Below are 14,349 nucleotides of genomic sequence, written 5' to 3'. Positions count from 1 at the left end.
TATGAAACGTGCCTTTTATTGTTCTGCGCTCAGCGCCGTGACCTTGCCGGGTCGTCTGGGCATTCTCTGCAGCCTGGCGGTCCTGGCAGGGTGCGGCAGTGCGCGCCAGCCATGGAATGATCCGCATTATGCGGATGCGATGGAAACCGGCAGGAGTGTCTTTGACCTCGGTCAGATGGGGCAGGCGGCCGGCCAGTACCGTCTGGCCCTGCAGCGGGCTTTCATTGCTGATGATGCGCGGGAAATCCACGATGCAGGTTTCAACCTGGCCACTGCAGAGCTGCGCGCCGGCAATCCCCAGGGCGCTTTAAAAACGTTGGACCGCGTGGAGCAGGCTTTGCTCCTGCGGCATTGGCCCCTGCGTGCTGATCTGCATCTGGTCCGTGCAGCCGCCTATCTCAAACTGGGTAACTGGGAAGGGGCCTGCCAGCAGGCCCGGTTGGCTCAGAAGGCCCCTGATCCAGCCACGGTAAGTGCGGCCCTGGTGATGGAAGGCCTGGCTGAAGGACAGCTGGGAGACCTGCAGGGCGTTACAGCGGTTCTGGCGCAGCTGCAGCATGTGCCTGAAGGAAGCGTGCTGGCGGCCGGGGTACAGGAAGTCCAGGCGTTGCAGGCCTATCTCTCCCACCAGTGGATGGCTGCCATTACGCTTGCCGGCAAGGCGGCTGCTGGCTGGCGCACGGAGTTCGACTATGGCGACATGCGGCGTGCGCTCAGCCTGGAAGCACGTGCTCTTGACGCTAGTGGCGATACAGACGGGGCGGCCCGTCTGCAGACTGTTATCGAGGCCAGCCGGAACGCAGAGGCTGCTTCCCAGAAGTAGCAGCCTCTGGGTTTGCTCAGTCTAAAGGTTGAGGCACGGAGGCGGCCTGGAAAGCCGGCTGCATGCCCAGAAGATCCAGCAGCTGCCGGTCACGGTTTTCGGCCGGGTTGGGCGTGGTCAGCAGCTTTTCGCCCCAGAAGATTGAGTTGGCGCCTGCCAGAAAGCACAGCGCATGTGCCGCTTCGGACATGTTCTCCCGTCCCGCTGCCAGGCGGACATGACTGGCGGGCATCATGATCCGCGCTGCGGCGATGACGCGGGCGAAAGTGATCGGATCCACTGCTTCAGCTTCGCCCAACGGGGTGCCCTGGACCCGGACCAGCAGATTGATGGGAACGCTTTCCGGATGCACCGGAAGATTGGCCAGCGTCATGAGCAGTCCGGCGCGGTCAGACAGGTCTTCACCCATACCGATGATGCCCCCGCAGCAGATCTTGATACCGGCATCGCGTACATGCGCCAGGGTATCAAGCCGGTCCTGGTAGCTGCGCGTCGAGATGATGGTGCCGTAGAATTCTTCCGACGTATCCAGGTTGTGATTGTAATAATCCAGTCCGGCCTGCTGCAGGCGCTCCGCCTGCGAAGCGGTCAGCATGCCGATTGTCAGGCAGGTTTCGAGCCCCAGTCCATGCACTTCCTCAACCATCCTGCAGACCGGGTCGAGATCACGGTCCTTGGGGGCCCGCCAGGCAGCCCCCATGCAGAAACGGGTTGCACCACCGGCCTTGGCTGCTCTGGCTTCAGCCATGACTTTCTCAAGCGGCATCAGCATTTCATGCGCCATGCGTTTTTCATGCTGCGCGCTCTGCGGGCAATAGGCGCAGTCTTCGGGGCAGCCGCCGGACTTTATGGACAGCAGCGTTGAGATCTGCACGCGAGTCGGGTCGAAAAACTGACGATGCAGGCTCTGGGCCTGAAAGATGAGTTCGGGAAAGGGAAGAGACAACAGGGCTTCAACTTCCGCCCGCGTCCAGTCATGGCGCAGCGCCGACGAAGGGAGGGGGGGCAAGTCAGCGGCAACAGGTCCGACAGGAAGGTCCGTAGAAGTGGGGGAAGAAGTCAGGCGGGCAGCGGAGGTCAAAACGTGACTCCTGTTTAATCTGTTCTTGGAAGATATAGGCAGGCTAACACCTACCCAAAACCCGGCTGACGTGCCATCTGAAAACGATGGTCGGGGCCTTGGGGGCTGCTGTTGCCCCGGCCTCAGGAAAAGCTCAGAGAAGCCAGCAGCAGAGAAAGGGCAGGGGTGGCAGGTCATGAAACACTGGACGATAGATCAACTGGACTGGGAAGCCTTCGACCCGTCAAAGCTTGATCCCGCTCTCATCCCGCTGATCAAGGCCGCTTCGGTGGTCGAGCGCAATGCGCCTGACTACACGCGGTATCTGCAGCATGTCTTTGCCGATGATGCGGAATTTTCCACCCTGGCTGAAAGCTGGGCTGATGAAGAGGTACAGCACGGAGATGCGCTGGGCCGCTGGGCCATGCTGGCGGATCCGGAATGGGACTATAAAGACGCCTTTCGGCGGTATCGTGAGGCCTACCGGATTGATACCGATCTGGATACTTCCATCCGTGGCTCCCGCACAGGCGAGCTGATTGCCCGTTGCATGGTGGAGACCGGAACCTCCTCCTATTATTCCGCTCTGGCCGATGCGACGGAGGAGCCTGTCCTCAAACAGCTGTGCAAGCAGATTGCCGCTGATGAATTCCGGCATTTCAAGCTGTTCTACGACCACATGAAGCGTTACCTGGCCCGCGAGAAGCTGGGCCGCTGGGCACGGCTGCGGATCGCTCTCGGGCGCGTCATGGAAAGTGAGGATGACGAGCTGGCGACCGCTTACCACATCACCAATGAACCGGCAGCCCTTCCTTACGATCACGGGCGCTGTACGGCGGCTTACATGGCAGGTGCGCTTGGGGTGTACCGGCAGAAACATTTCGACCGTGTGACCGCGATGATCCTCAAGGCCAGTGGCCTGACCCCCCGTTCCGGTCTGCAGCGCGGTCTGGCTCGGGTGGCCTACGGGTTGAGTCGCCTCCGTCACCGGAGTTTCGTGCAGCGCCTGCGCAAGCTGGGTTACGCGATCTGAGGCCGGCGTGCGGCGTTGCAGATCCGTATGGCAGTGAAGGAGGCATCTGGCTGGAAAAGACCCCGGGAAAAGTTGCGACTGTTTCGCTCTCCTGTAATCATATGCATATTCACTGATGCAGATCATTGATGCCGCATCTGATGCTGCATTCTGGCAAAGGAGAGTTTCGCCATGTTCTACACTGCCCTGAAGACCTGTCTGTGCCGTGGCGTCAGCTCCCTTGCCCTGGGTGGCATGCTCCTGTGGAGTGGGGTTGGCTGGGCCAGTCCTGCAGCTTCCCCCGCCCAGTCCACTGGGGGGGCTGAAGGCCAGAATGCGGCGGCCACCCAGGCTCTGCAGGCTGCCTTGCCTCCGCCTTACCAGGATGGCTGGGGTTTTGATCAGGCCGGCATGGACCGGGCGATCGTGCCAGGCAATAATTTCTTCGATTATGCGAATGGCACTTATCTGAAGAAACTGCAGATTCCGGCCGATATGAGCAGTTATGGGCCCTTCCGCATCCTTTATCAGCTTTCCCAGGCGCGTCAGCGCCTGCTGCTGGATGAGGCGGTGGGGAAAACGGACTCAGCAGTAGAGGAACCTACAGACGAGCTGGGGAAACTCGCTGCCTATTATGCCAGTTTCATGAATGTGGCCCACGTCAACCAGTTGGGCAATACGCCCCTGCAGCCCGATCTGGCCGCAATCCATAAGGTGCATGATCCTGCGTCACTGGCGCAGGTGTTCGGCCAGGCCGGACGTTCGCTGATGTACAGTCCCTTTGCTCTGGGGATTGAGCAGGATCAGGCGGACCCTTCGCGCTACATGCTCGTTCTCGACCAGGGCATGAGTATCGGGGTCAATGGCGGCCTGGGCCTGCCAGACATCAGCTACTACACCGACCCCAAGCTGGCTGCCAAGAAACAGGCCTATGAGGCTTATGTGGCCCGGATGCTGGGCCTCAGCGGTTGGGCCGCACCGGCTGAGAACGCCCGTGCAGTCGTGGACCTGGAAACAGCTCTTGCCAAGGTGGAGCTGCCCCGTGACCAGACGCGTGACCCGCTTCAGACATTCAATCCGATGCCGGTCAGCAAGCTGGCACAGCTGGCGCCCCAGGTGGACTGGAAAGGGATGCTGCTGGCGCTCGGGGTGCCGCAGGCCGGACTTGAAGACCGTGTCATCAACGTGCGTGAGCCAAAGGCCATTGCGGCCATGGCCAAGGTCATCTCAGGCGCGGATTGGCCCGTTGTTCAGGCCTGGCTGGCCTTCCACCTGGCTGACAATGCCGCGCCCTATCTGTCAGATGATTTCTCTCAGGCGGCTTTTGACTTCAACGGCCGTACCCTCAATGGCATCGCCCAGCAGCCGGCGCGCTGGAAAAGAGGTGTGAATGCGACCAATCAGGCCATGGGCTGGGCTCTGGGGCGCATTTACGTGGCGCATTATTTTCCGCCTGAAGCCCAGAAGCGGATTACCGGTCTGGTTGGTGAGCTGAAAGCGGCTTTTCACCAGCGTCTGGAGCATAATCAATGGATGGATGCGCCGACCCGCCAGGCGGCCCTGCAGAAGCTTGACCATTTTGCCATTCAGGTCGGCTACCCGAAGAAATGGTGGGATTACGGTCCCCTGGTGGTGCGGGAAAACGACGTTTACGGCAATGCGGTCCGGGGAGCGGCCTTCAACTGGGCCCACGATCTTTCACGGCTCGATAAACCGGTTGACCGTGACGAGTGGAGCATGACGCCGCAGACGGTCAATGCCTATAACGACCCGACAATGAACGAGATCGTCTTTCCCGCAGCCATCCTGCAGCCGCCCTTCTTTGACCCGAAGGGGGACATGGCGGTGAATTACGGCGGCATCGGCGGGGTGATCGGCCATGAAATGAGCCATGGTTTTGATGATCAGGGGCGACATTATGATGCGAATGGCCGCCTGCATGACTGGTGGACGAAACGCTCGACAGAAGCGTTTGATAAGCTGGCTGCCAGGCTCGGGGCCCAATATGACAAGGTCGAAGTGCTGCCCGGTCTGCACGTGAACGGCAAGATGACCATGGGCGAGAACATCGCCGATCTGGGCGGGTTGAATCTGGGTCTGCAGGCCTACCGCAACAGCCAGCATGGCAGAAGCGGGCCTATGATGCACGGCTGGACAGGCGATCAACGCGTCTTTCTGGGATGGGCCCAGGTATGGCGTGAGAAATATCGTCCCGATGCGTTGAGGAGACTGGTTCTTTCAAATGAACATGCGCCTCCGGTGGCGCGTGTCAACATGCCGGCCCATAACATTGATGCGTGGTATGAAGCCTTTCAGGTCACGCCGGGCCAGACGCTTTACTTGCCGCCTGCGCAGCGCGTAAAGATCTGGTAGGCTGCTGGCCAGCGTTTCAAGGCTGGCCCAGGTGCTTCGGACTGTTCTCTTTATCCGCTCTTTGCCTTCAATGAGGTCTCCATGTCCCATCTAGCTATCGGTCATCTTTACACAGCGCTCCATGCAGCCTGTGCCAGCGCTGTGGCGCGGGTGGTCGAAGCCAATGGCATTGATGTCTCTTTCATTGATCTGGGGAGCGATGAAAGAGAAGATGCGCTTGAAAGCCAGGAGGTTGACCTGCTGGTGTCTTTCTGGATCCCGCAGGACCAGTCTCTGGAGCGGGCAGGGCGTGAAGTGATCGGCCAGCTCTATCAACCCCAGCCCACTCTGGCACGCCGGAAAAAGGAGGGGAGCAGCTCTCCTGAAAACTGGCCGCAGGAGGGATATTCAGTCTTTCTGGTGGCAGAAGACCTGCTCCCGTTGGCCCAGGAAATACAGCAAGCCCTGCCGGAACTGACGCAGGTGCCGCTTGAGAAGGTGGGAGAAGGCGCACTCTTTGAGCGGGTGCAGGGTGGCAGGCAGGCAGGTGAAGAAAATCCACTTGTTCTGGCCTGGCAGCCCCATGCTGTTTTCCATGGAGACCTGTTGGAAATCCTGCCTGACCCCCAGAATCTTCTGGGCCGGCCCCAGGAGGCGAGAATGCTTCTGCGTGCCGGTCTGCGCAAAGAGATGGACGAGGATCTGCTGGACGAGCTTTCAGGGATGATGCTGGGCAACCGTGTGATGAGCGCTCTCGATTATGCGGTCAGTATAGAAGGCGTGGACCCTGATGAGGCAGCGGAAGCCTGGCAGCGCGGCCGTCTTCTGGGACGCTGACGGCAGAAAAGGCGTAATTCTGTTTGGCCTGCTGTTCTCTCAAACTCATGACAGACTTTTCACATCTGCAACAGGTGAAACGGGACTTTTGATGACTTCGATGACGCGTCACGCTTTTGTCTTTCCGGGGCAGGGAAGCCAGTCGGTTGGAATGGGCAGGGAACTGGCGGAAACCTTTCCTGCAGCTCGGGAAGTGTTTGAGGAAGTGGATGAGGCGTTGGGGCAGAATCTGTCCCGGCTCATGTTTGAAGGGGAAGCGCAGACGCTGACTGCGACGGAAAACGCGCAGCCGGCCCTGTTTGCGGTCTCGCTGGCAGTTGTCAGGACCTTGGAAAGGGAAGGTGGATTTTCCCTGCCGGACAAAGCCTTGCTCATGGCCGGTCACTCATTGGGGGAATATGCGGCGCTGGCTGCGGCCGGTGTGATGGGTATCGCTGAGGGTGCGCGCCTGCTGCGCCTGCGGGGGCAGGCAATGCAGCGCGCGGTCCCCGCAGGGCTGGGTAGCATGGCGGCCCTGTTGGGTATTGAGGTTGCGGACGCCCAGAAGCTCTGCGCGGAAATGAGTCAGGGTCAGGTCCTGGAAATTGCCAATGACAATGGGGGGGGACAGATTGTCGTTTCCGGCCATGAGGCTGCTGTCAAACGGGCCATGGAGGGCGCCAAGGCCTGCGGAGTGCGGCGGGTTGTGCAGCTTCCGGTCTCAGCGCCTTTTCATTCCACCCTCATGGCTCCGGCAGCTGAGGAGATGGCGGCAGCCCTGGCTCAGGTATCCTTCAAGGCGCCCCGGGTGCCTGTAGTGGCCAATGTGACCGCTGCTGAAGTCAGCAATGCGGAGGACATCAAGCGCCTGCTTGTGCAGCAGGTGACAGGTCAGGTTCGGTGGCGCGAGACAGTGCTGAACATGGTGGCAGCCGGCGTGACGCAGCAGCATGAGCTCGGGGCCGGCAAGGTTCTGACAGGCCTGGCCCGACGTATCGCGCCTGATATGACAGCTGATCATGCCGGCACGCCTGCCGAAATAGAAACGCTCCTGAAGAATTTTTAACAAGGCTTTTTTCAGCATGACTGACACGACCGATCTGTTTTCGCTCACAGGCAAACTGGCTCTGGTCACCGGTGCAACCGGTGGCATCGGCAGCGCGATTGCCCGGCAGCTTCACCAGCGTGGCGCCAGTGTCGTCCTCAGTGGAACGCGTGAGGGTGTTCTGCAGCAACTCGCTGAGGCGCTCGGTTCCGAGCGGGTTTACTGTGTTGCGGCTAATCTTGCCGATGCGGCAGAGACGGACGCTCTGGTGGGCAGGGCTGAGGAAGCGGCCGGGCAGCCTCTGGACATCCTGGTCAACAATGCCGGTCTGACGCGCGACACACTGGCCATCCGGATGAAGGACAGTGACTGGTCCGATGTGCTGACGGTTGACCTGGAAAGTCCTTTCCGCCTGTCGCGTGCCGCGCTGAAGGGGATGTTGCGGCGGCGAAGCGGGCGGATCATCTCCATCTCTTCCATTGTGGGGGCAACGGGCAATCCCGGTCAGGCCAATTACGCTGCTGCCAAGGCCGGTCTGATCGGCATGAGCAAAGCGCTGGCCCAGGAAGTCGGCGCGCGCGGCATTACAGTCAATGTCGTAGCACCGGGATTTATTGAAACTTCCATGACGGAAGCGCTGCCTGAAGCGGTGCGCGAGCGGTTGCTGGGCAACATTCCGCTGGGGCGGATGGGAAATCCGGATGACGTGGCGGCAGCAGTGGTGTATTTGGCATCTGATGCCGGTTCGTGGGTGACTGGCAGCACGCTTCATGTCAATGGCGGCATGGCGATGATCTGAAAAGCTTGGCGCAGCTGGCAAGCCGTGCTAAGCGCGCCCTGTTTTGCCTGACGGAGTTTGGTGTAGGCTCTGTTGCGCGGGAAGCCTGTTTCCATGGTGGAGACTGGCTTGGTTTGATTCGCAATACCCATCTGGGATTGAAGGACACGAGATTAATGAGCAACGAAATTGCTGATAAGGTGAAGAAGATCGTCGTCGAACATCTGGGCGTTGAGGACAGCAAGGTCACCCCGGATGCTTCCTTCATTGATGATCTGGGCGCCGATAGCCTTGATACGGTTGAACTCGTCATGGCCTTTGAAGAAGCTTTCTCGGTGGAAATTCCTGAAGATGCCGCCGAGAAAATTGCGACTGTTTCCGACGCGATCGACTACATCAGCAAGCAGAAAGCGGCCTGAGGCGTTTCTGACGAACCAGGAAGACAAGGTCTTGGGGTCGGTCAGAGGATCGACCCCAGACCAGAACAGGGTGGAAGCAGCTCTTCCACCTGACAGGGTTAAATGAGCGGGGCGTCGATGAGCGGGGCTGAATCGAACAGAAAACGGGTTGTGGTCACGGGTATCGGCATGGTCAGTCCGCTGGCCGTGGGTGCCGAGTTGACCTGGCAACGTCTGATCGAGGCACAGTCGGGCATCGGTCGCATTACGCATTTCGACCCTTCAGACCTGCCTGCACAGGTTGCAGGACAGGTTCCTGAAGGCCCTACTGCCGAAGGGGGGCTTACCCTTTCCGACTGGGTGCCGGTCAAGGACCAGAAGAAGATGGACCGGTTTATCCACCTCGGTCTGGCGGCCGCCATTCAGGCGGTGGAAGATTCCGGATGGATGCCCGAGCGCGAGGAAGACAAATGCGCAACAGGTGTCATGATCGGTTCCGGCATTGGTGGGCTGCAGACGATTTATGAAGCCTCGCTGACTGTGGCTAGTGGGCGGGCCCGGCGTCTGTCTCCCTTCTTTATTCCCTCAGCCCTCATCAACCTGACAGCGGGGCATCTTTCCATCCGTTACGGTTTCAAGGGCCCCAACCATTCCGTGGTAACCGCCTGCGCTTCCGGCGTGCATGCCATTGGTGATGCTTCCCGCCTGATCCAGCACGGAGATGCTGATGTCATGATTGCCGGGGGAGCGGAAGCAGCTATCTGCTCGTTGGGCATCGCCGGTTTCTGTTCAGCGCGCGCGCTTTCAACCGGCTTTAATGACACCCCGGAAAAAGCCTCCCGCCCCTGGGATAGGGACCGTGATGGTTTCGTGATGGGTGAAGGGGCAGGGGTGGTCGTGCTCGAAGAGTATGAACACGCCAAGCGCCGTGGTGCCAAGATCTACGGTGAGATCAGCGGTTACGGTATGTCGGGGGATGCCTACCACATCACGGCTCCGGCCAAGGAGCATGCTGGCGCTTTCCGGGCCATGACGGCAGCCCTCAAGGATGCGCGTGTCACCCCCGATCAGATCGGCTATGTCAACGCGCACGGTACCTCCACCATGGCCGATGAGCTGGAGCTGGGGGCGGTTGAACGGCTTTTCGGTGACAGTGCCAGGAATGTGGCTATGTCGTCGACCAAATCCGCAATTGGCCATCTGCTGGGGGCCGCCGGCGCAGTCGAGGCCATTTTCTGTCTGCAGGCAATGCGTGACGGGGTGGTGCCGCCCACGCTGAATCTGGATAATCCGGAGCGCGAGAGCGTTATTGATCGCGTGGCCCACCAGGCGCAGGAACGCTCGGTTGATATGGCGCTTTCAAACAGCTTCGGTTTCGGTGGCACGAATGCAAGCCTGGTGCTCAAGCGTTTTGAAGAATGAAGCCAGTACCGTCTCGCATTGCCTGTCCTGTTGAAAGTCTCCTGATGGGAGCTGCCTATGCCTGCTCCACCTTCCTCCACGCCGCAAGAGGCTGATTCCAAAGGCCGCTGGAAAGAATTCTTCCGGTTCCGACGTCTCGTTTTCATCCTGCCGGTTGCGCTTCTGGCCGGCGTGCTGGCCGGATATGGCCACTACACGGACCCCGGCCCCCTGGCTGCGCCCAGAGATGTCATTATTCCTCATGGCAATAATTTCCGGGTAGCTGACGCTCTACAACGGCAGGGGGCCCTGGCACCTGGATGGATATCACGGAACTTTTTCTGTGTGGTCCTCCTGGTGACGGCCCATGAAGGAGCGATTCATGCGGATGAATTCGCCCTTCCGGCACGTGTTTCAATCGCGCATCTGTTGCAGATTCTTCGCCATGGGACACCGGTGCAGCATTATTTTACGGTGCCTGAGGGATGGACGGCGCAACACATCCGTCATGCCCTTTCACAGGTTCCCGGTCTTCAGGGCGTTGTGCCGCCGCTGAATGAGGGCAGCGTGCTACCACAGACCTATGCCTATCAGCGCAATATGTCACGTGCGCAGGTGGTGCAGCCCATGCGGAAGCTGATGGCTAAAACCCTGGCTGAGGTCTGGGCACAGCGTGACCAGCGGGCGTTGCAGGGCGTGATAACAACCCCTGAGCAGTTGCTGATTCTGGCTTCGCTGATTGAGAAGGAAACTTCTGTGCCGGAAGAGAGACCGGTTGTTGCCCAGGTCTTTCTGAACCGTCTGCGTCTTGGCATGAAACTGCAGACAGATCCGACAGTCATCTATGCGCTCAGTGACGGATGGGGAGTATTGAGCCCTCCGCTGGTTCATGAGGACCTGCAGACCTTAAGTCCTTACAACACCTATCTGGTGGGTGGCTTGCCGCCAGGGCCGATCTGCTCGCCCGGGCTGGCTTCCTTGAAGGCGGCCGCGCATCCGGTCCCCGGGGATAATCTGTACTTTGTGGCCAATGGGCAGGGAGGCCACAGATTTGCGCGCAGCCTTGCTGAACATGAGGCCAACATACGCGCCTACCGGCAGACGCAACCTTCTGCCCCGACCCCCTGAAAACTCTGAAGCGCCCTGGCCTGGTATCAGCCTAAGAGCGCTTCAGGCAGGTATCAGGGATGGGTATCACTATTGGCAGGCGCCGTGACAGGCAGCTTGGGTGCCGGAGCGGCCTTCATGAGAATCCGCCGCAACGGATCAGCCGCAGGATTATTGACGCGCATGTTGATGACAATGTCTTCCGGCCCCACAACCTGATGATAATACGCCCGGTCAGCGGCGCTGTCGGAGGTCAGTTTCGTCCCTCCCAGAGCGGCACCGGCAAAAACGCCATTGGCCTTCTGGAGAGCGTAGATATCGCTTCCTTTTTCAGGAGTGCGGCTGCTTTCGGCATTGGCCCCCAGATTTGTGAACGAGACACCGGCATTGGCATCGAATTTGAACTGGTGGTCCAGCAGGGCCTGCAGACCATGCTGGGTCATGATGAAGAACATGACCTGAGCGTCCTGATACCCCAGCTGCAGCCCGAAGGACCCACCGCTCAGGTGATAAAAGGCCGGGTCGGACCACGAACCCCGTGCATCACGGCTGAGCAGAAGACAGCGCCCTCCTGAACCGCCGAAAACGAACGACATGCGGATGATGGAGGGGCAGATCAGAACCGCCCGTGCCCGCGTCAAGATCTTCTGGGGACGAGAGCTGGCCTGGCTGCCATTGAAGATGTTCTGAACAGTGGTGGTGGCCTGTTCAATGAGCAGCTGCTCTTTGCTGGTATTGGCAGTCTTGGTACCGGCTGCCTGAACAGATGTGGCCAGCACACCGGTAGCCAGCACAGACAGAGCAGCGGTGATCAAGCCTGTGGCTTGCCGAGCGGAGAAACGTTTTGAGATTGCAGCCATTGCCAGATCCATTGAAATCCATTGAAGCTTGGAAAATTTCAGAAATTTTAAGAGGAGCGAAGTCTATCGTCACCTAAAAATGTGGTTTTTATTCGTTAGCGGTCTTCAGGAACAGGGCGCTGTTCCGCTGTGCTCCGGATAATATGCGACATTATGAAAGCCACCGCGCCCGTCTGAACTGTATAGGCAATCCAGTCAGGGAAAAGCTCTAATGCCATGAGGAGAAGTCATCATGTCTGTTTTCTACCGGGATATGTGGCACTGCCTTATTCTGGATGCGCCGATAGAGACGTATGCTGCCGGCAGAGCCGCAAGGGCTGCCATGACCGCGCTGCCCATGCCGGGCCCCCATCGTTTTCTGGCGGACCCTTTCGGGTTGTGGGAGCAGGAGAAACTCTACGTCTTTGCAGAAAATTATGATTATCTGACCCGTAAGGGCGTCATAGACGTTTTTATCTATGACAGAACTTTCAACCTGCTTGAAAAGCGCCTTGTGCTTTCCCAGCCCTGGCATCTTTCATATCCTTATGTCTTCAGACATGAAGGGGAGATCTATCTTCTCCCCGAAGCCTTTAAATCTGGAAAGCTGACCCTTTATCGGGCGGAGCAGTTTCCATTTGTCTGGAAAGAAGTTCCACAATTTGTTTTCCCGATTGCTGCTATTGATGCCACGCCCCTTTTCCATGCGGGGAAATGGTGGCTTTTCTGGACGCCTCCGCTACCAGCGCCGGCGCGCCAGAGCGTGCTTCAGATCTCAGTAGCCCCCACCCTGTGCGGCCCCTGGAACAATCTTGGAGAACTCTACCGGGACCGGGCAGGAGCCCGTCCGGGTGGCACGCCGTGGCAGAAGGGGGAAAACATCATCCTTCCCGTTCAGGACTGTACACTTACTTACGGAGGGGGACTGCGTTTTCTGGAAATCGGACACTTTGATGCGCCGAAGCCCCAGGTCCTGTCCAGCAGTTCCCTGTTGCCGCCCCCTGCAGACATGAAGCGCGCTTATCCCGACGGGCTGCATACCCTGGCCGGGGCCAGAGAGGTTACGCTCATTGATCTCAAAAAGCGTCAGTTCAACCTGACCCATCATCTGCGCCGATTGGGAAAAAGGGTTTTCTGAGGGCTCAGGGCACTTGTGAAGCGGGTTGGGGGTCGAGGAGCCGCTCGACCAGATGATAATCTTCGAGCTTGTCGACATCCACCGCAGCCTGGCCGTTGCGCATCTCAATCAAGGCAACGCGCGCTCCGGTCAGAGCCTGGATCCGTTCTTCCACGTCCCGTGTTCCAAGGCGCCGCAATAACGCTTTTACAAGCGTGCCCGGCCCCAGCAACCAGGCCATGCGGAACGGATGTTTCCGTTCCTGCTGAAGCTTTTCCCACAGCTTGACCACTGCTCCCGCACGGGGGGTGCCCAGCCAGAACAGATTGCAGCCTGAGAGCTGCCGGTCGGACAGAGGGATATAGGTGCGCTTGGTGGCTGGAACGTCGCGTTCAACGGTCTGCCTACTGGCTACTGCGGCTGTAAGGTCAGCACCGCTCTGCGCGCTCTGGGAGAGAAATTCTTCAATCCATTCCTTTCGCAGCAGGGCATGGTCCGCCGTCGTGACCAGGCAGGGCGTGCCGATGAGTTCCAGAGCCTGGCTGACACTGGCACTCGGGGTGGAAGCTGCGGGCAGAAGGTGGACCCGGTCTGCATAAGCCTGCAGACACTCGGGATCCTCGATGCTGACCCAGATCGGCCCGATCTGAGGCGTGATCTCGAGCGCCTTGATCACTCGCTCCACCATCGGTACGCCTTGAATAGGAAGCAACGCTTTATGGGTGACTTTGCCGTAACGGGCCAAAGGATCAAGAGGGCCCTCGCGTGAACCTGCCAGTACGAGAACCGGAAGAGGCGTCACGAAGCCTCTTTGGACAGCTTGGGCGATTTCGGCACACGCGCCGGATCGGGCCGATCGCGTGGTGGGGCGCCTGTGCGCTGCATTACCCAGGGGTAAAGCTGGGCTTCTTCCAGCGTGTAACCCAGGTTGAAGACATAGGGGCTGCGCGGCCGGTCCTTGGCCTTGCGGTAGAAAGTGCCCAGAAGACGGTCAGGAAGATAGTTTGTGATACCGTAATTGCCGTCTTCATCGTGAAAATGGTGAAGAATATGCAGCTGGACGATGTAGATAACCCAGTTCCATTTCGGCTTGTAGGCCAGATGCTGCAGGGTATGGAAAAATTCATAGATGCAGGTCATGACCAGCGCGGTCGCCAGGGCTGAGAAGGCGCCACTCCATCCCCCGATCCATCCCCCGATCGGCATGGTCACGACAATCATGGTGGGCAGGGTGTAGAGGGGAGAGCCGAACAGAACCTCCAGCAGATGGGGATCCTGGTGATGGTCCCAGTGAATGCGTTTCCACATCGCTGCGGTGATGGGATTACGGTAGAACCAGCGCCCGTGCATGATCCAGCGGTGGATGATGTACCAGACGATGGGGAAAACGACGACGACGACCGGCACCGGAATGAAAGTCTGCCAGAACCCTTTGTAGAAATAGAGACTCAGGCCGACCGTAACGAGGATAAGCAGGAAGTACAGCAGAATGGTCGGATAGGTGAGATAAGCCTTCCACATCTGTTTCAGGCTCATTTTCCCCAGGTCGTAACTGCGACCCTTTTTCATGAAGGGCGTATTTCGGAAGGGATTGATCATCG

Annotated in this window: 14 protein-coding genes; 10 read left to right on the top strand and 4 right to left on the bottom strand. The window is 59.0% G+C overall.

Annotated features, from left to right (window positions below; translation table 11 throughout):
* Window position 1: 1 nt before the first annotated feature.
* Complete coding sequence (locus tag E3E11_RS00160; RefSeq protein ID WP_141450638.1) at window positions 2–823, top strand: tetratricopeptide repeat protein; 822 nt, start codon at window positions 2–4, stop codon at window positions 821–823.
* A gap of 16 nt (window positions 824–839) precedes the next feature.
* Here E3E11_RS00160 and bioB read toward each other — a convergent pair whose 3' ends face one another.
* Complete coding sequence (gene bioB, locus E3E11_RS00155) at window positions 840–1,832, bottom strand: biotin synthase BioB (RefSeq protein ID WP_141451998.1); 993 nt, start codon at window positions 1,830–1,832, stop codon at window positions 840–842.
* A 247-nt stretch (window positions 1,833–2,079) separates the two neighbouring features.
* Between bioB and E3E11_RS00150 the strand changes: the two genes are divergently transcribed.
* From E3E11_RS00150 to mltG, 8 genes are all read left to right on the top strand, one after another.
* Window positions 2,080–2,916 carry an acyl-ACP desaturase gene (locus E3E11_RS00150; RefSeq protein ID WP_141450637.1) on the top strand — a complete coding sequence of 279 codons (837 nt, stop codon included), beginning with the start codon at window positions 2,080–2,082 and terminating at the stop codon, window positions 2,914–2,916.
* A gap of 390 nt (window positions 2,917–3,306) precedes the next feature.
* A complete protein-coding gene (locus tag E3E11_RS00145) occupies window positions 3,307–5,268 on the top strand; it encodes a M13 family metallopeptidase (RefSeq protein ID WP_141451997.1) in 1,962 nt (653 codons plus the stop codon).
* A gap of 81 nt (window positions 5,269–5,349) precedes the next feature.
* On the top strand, window positions 5,350–6,084 hold the full coding sequence (locus E3E11_RS00140) for a glycine betaine ABC transporter substrate-binding protein (protein WP_141450636.1): 735 nt from the start codon (window positions 5,350–5,352) through the stop codon (window positions 6,082–6,084).
* A gap of 100 nt (window positions 6,085–6,184) precedes the next feature.
* Window positions 6,185–7,129 (top strand): ACP S-malonyltransferase, encoded by a 945-nt coding sequence (gene fabD / locus E3E11_RS00135; RefSeq protein ID WP_141451996.1) that lies wholly within the window; start codon window positions 6,185–6,187, stop codon window positions 7,127–7,129.
* Between the two features lie 34 nt (window positions 7,130–7,163).
* Window positions 7,164–7,907 (top strand): 3-oxoacyl-[acyl-carrier-protein] reductase, encoded by a 744-nt coding sequence (gene fabG, locus E3E11_RS00130; protein ID WP_141451995.1) that lies wholly within the window; start codon window positions 7,164–7,166, stop codon window positions 7,905–7,907.
* A 155-nt stretch (window positions 7,908–8,062) separates the two neighbouring features.
* Window positions 8,063–8,305: an acyl carrier protein gene (locus E3E11_RS00125; protein ID WP_141451994.1), complete on the top strand. Its 243-nt coding sequence runs from the start codon at window positions 8,063–8,065 to the stop codon at window positions 8,303–8,305.
* A gap of 102 nt (window positions 8,306–8,407) precedes the next feature.
* Complete coding sequence (fabF, locus tag E3E11_RS00120) at window positions 8,408–9,706, top strand: beta-ketoacyl-ACP synthase II (RefSeq protein WP_407938678.1); 1,299 nt, start codon at window positions 8,408–8,410, stop codon at window positions 9,704–9,706.
* Window positions 9,707–9,763: 57 nt separating this feature from the next.
* Complete coding sequence (gene mltG, locus E3E11_RS00115) at window positions 9,764–10,813, top strand: endolytic transglycosylase MltG (protein WP_141450635.1); 1,050 nt, start codon at window positions 9,764–9,766, stop codon at window positions 10,811–10,813.
* Window positions 10,814–10,866: 53 nt separating this feature from the next.
* On the opposite strand, the gene E3E11_RS00110 is transcribed toward mltG, so the two are convergent.
* Complete coding sequence (locus E3E11_RS00110) at window positions 10,867–11,607, bottom strand: lipid-binding SYLF domain-containing protein (RefSeq protein ID WP_231118920.1); 741 nt, start codon at window positions 11,605–11,607, stop codon at window positions 10,867–10,869.
* Between the two features lie 367 nt (window positions 11,608–11,974).
* Here E3E11_RS00110 and E3E11_RS00105 point away from each other — a divergent pair, with 367 nt between their 5' ends.
* Entirely contained in the window at window positions 11,975–12,769 is a 795-nt protein-coding gene (locus tag E3E11_RS00105) for a glucosamine inositolphosphorylceramide transferase family protein (RefSeq protein ID WP_231118919.1), read from the top strand.
* Between the two features lie 4 nt (window positions 12,770–12,773).
* Here the strand turns inward: E3E11_RS00105 and E3E11_RS00100 are convergent, their stop codons facing one another.
* Window positions 12,774–13,550 carry a nucleotidyltransferase family protein gene (locus E3E11_RS00100; protein WP_141450632.1) on the bottom strand — a complete coding sequence of 259 codons (777 nt, stop codon included), beginning with the start codon at window positions 13,548–13,550 and terminating at the stop codon, window positions 12,774–12,776.
* The gene (locus E3E11_RS00095) at window positions 13,547–14,347 is read right to left on the bottom strand and encodes a sterol desaturase family protein (RefSeq protein WP_141450631.1); all 801 of its coding nucleotides are present in this window, start codon (window positions 14,345–14,347) and stop codon (window positions 13,547–13,549) included. The genes E3E11_RS00100 and E3E11_RS00095 overlap by 4 nt, the downstream gene beginning before the upstream one ends.
* Between the last annotated feature and the right edge of the window lie 2 nt (window positions 14,348–14,349).

It is taken from the genome of Oecophyllibacter saccharovorans, from assembly GCF_006542375.1.
Classification (GTDB): Bacteria; Pseudomonadota; Alphaproteobacteria; order Acetobacterales; family Acetobacteraceae; genus Oecophyllibacter; species Oecophyllibacter saccharovorans.
Note: the sequence above shows the minus strand (reverse complement) of the source record. Positions and strands in the feature narration are given on the sequence as shown.

Bases quoted from the DNA above. Each gene is read 5' to 3' on its own strand.
- E3E11_RS00160 (WP_141450638.1), top strand. From the start codon at position 2: ATGAAACGTGCCTTTTATTGTTCTGCGCTCAGCGCCGTGACCTTGCCG.
- E3E11_RS00150 (WP_141450637.1), top strand. From the start codon at position 2,080: ATGAAACACTGGACGATAGATCAACTGGACTGGGAAGCCTTCGACCCG.
- E3E11_RS00145 (WP_141451997.1), top strand. From the start codon at position 3,307: ATGGACCGGGCGATCGTGCCAGGCAATAATTTCTTCGATTATGCGAAT.
- E3E11_RS00140 (WP_141450636.1), top strand. From the start codon at position 5,350: ATGTCCCATCTAGCTATCGGTCATCTTTACACAGCGCTCCATGCAGCC.
- fabD (WP_141451996.1), top strand. From the start codon at position 6,185: ATGACGCGTCACGCTTTTGTCTTTCCGGGGCAGGGAAGCCAGTCGGTT.
- E3E11_RS00125 (WP_141451994.1), top strand. From the start codon at position 8,063: ATGAGCAACGAAATTGCTGATAAGGTGAAGAAGATCGTCGTCGAACAT.
- fabF (WP_407938678.1), top strand. From the start codon at position 8,408: ATGAGCGGGGCGTCGATGAGCGGGGCTGAATCGAACAGAAAACGGGTT.
- mltG (WP_141450635.1), top strand. From the start codon at position 9,764: ATGCCTGCTCCACCTTCCTCCACGCCGCAAGAGGCTGATTCCAAAGGC.
- E3E11_RS00105 (WP_231118919.1), top strand. From the start codon at position 11,975: ATGACCGCGCTGCCCATGCCGGGCCCCCATCGTTTTCTGGCGGACCCT.
- E3E11_RS00095 (WP_141450631.1), bottom strand. From the start codon at position 14,347: ATGATCAATCCCTTCCGAAATACGCCCTTCATGAAAAAGGGTCGCAGT.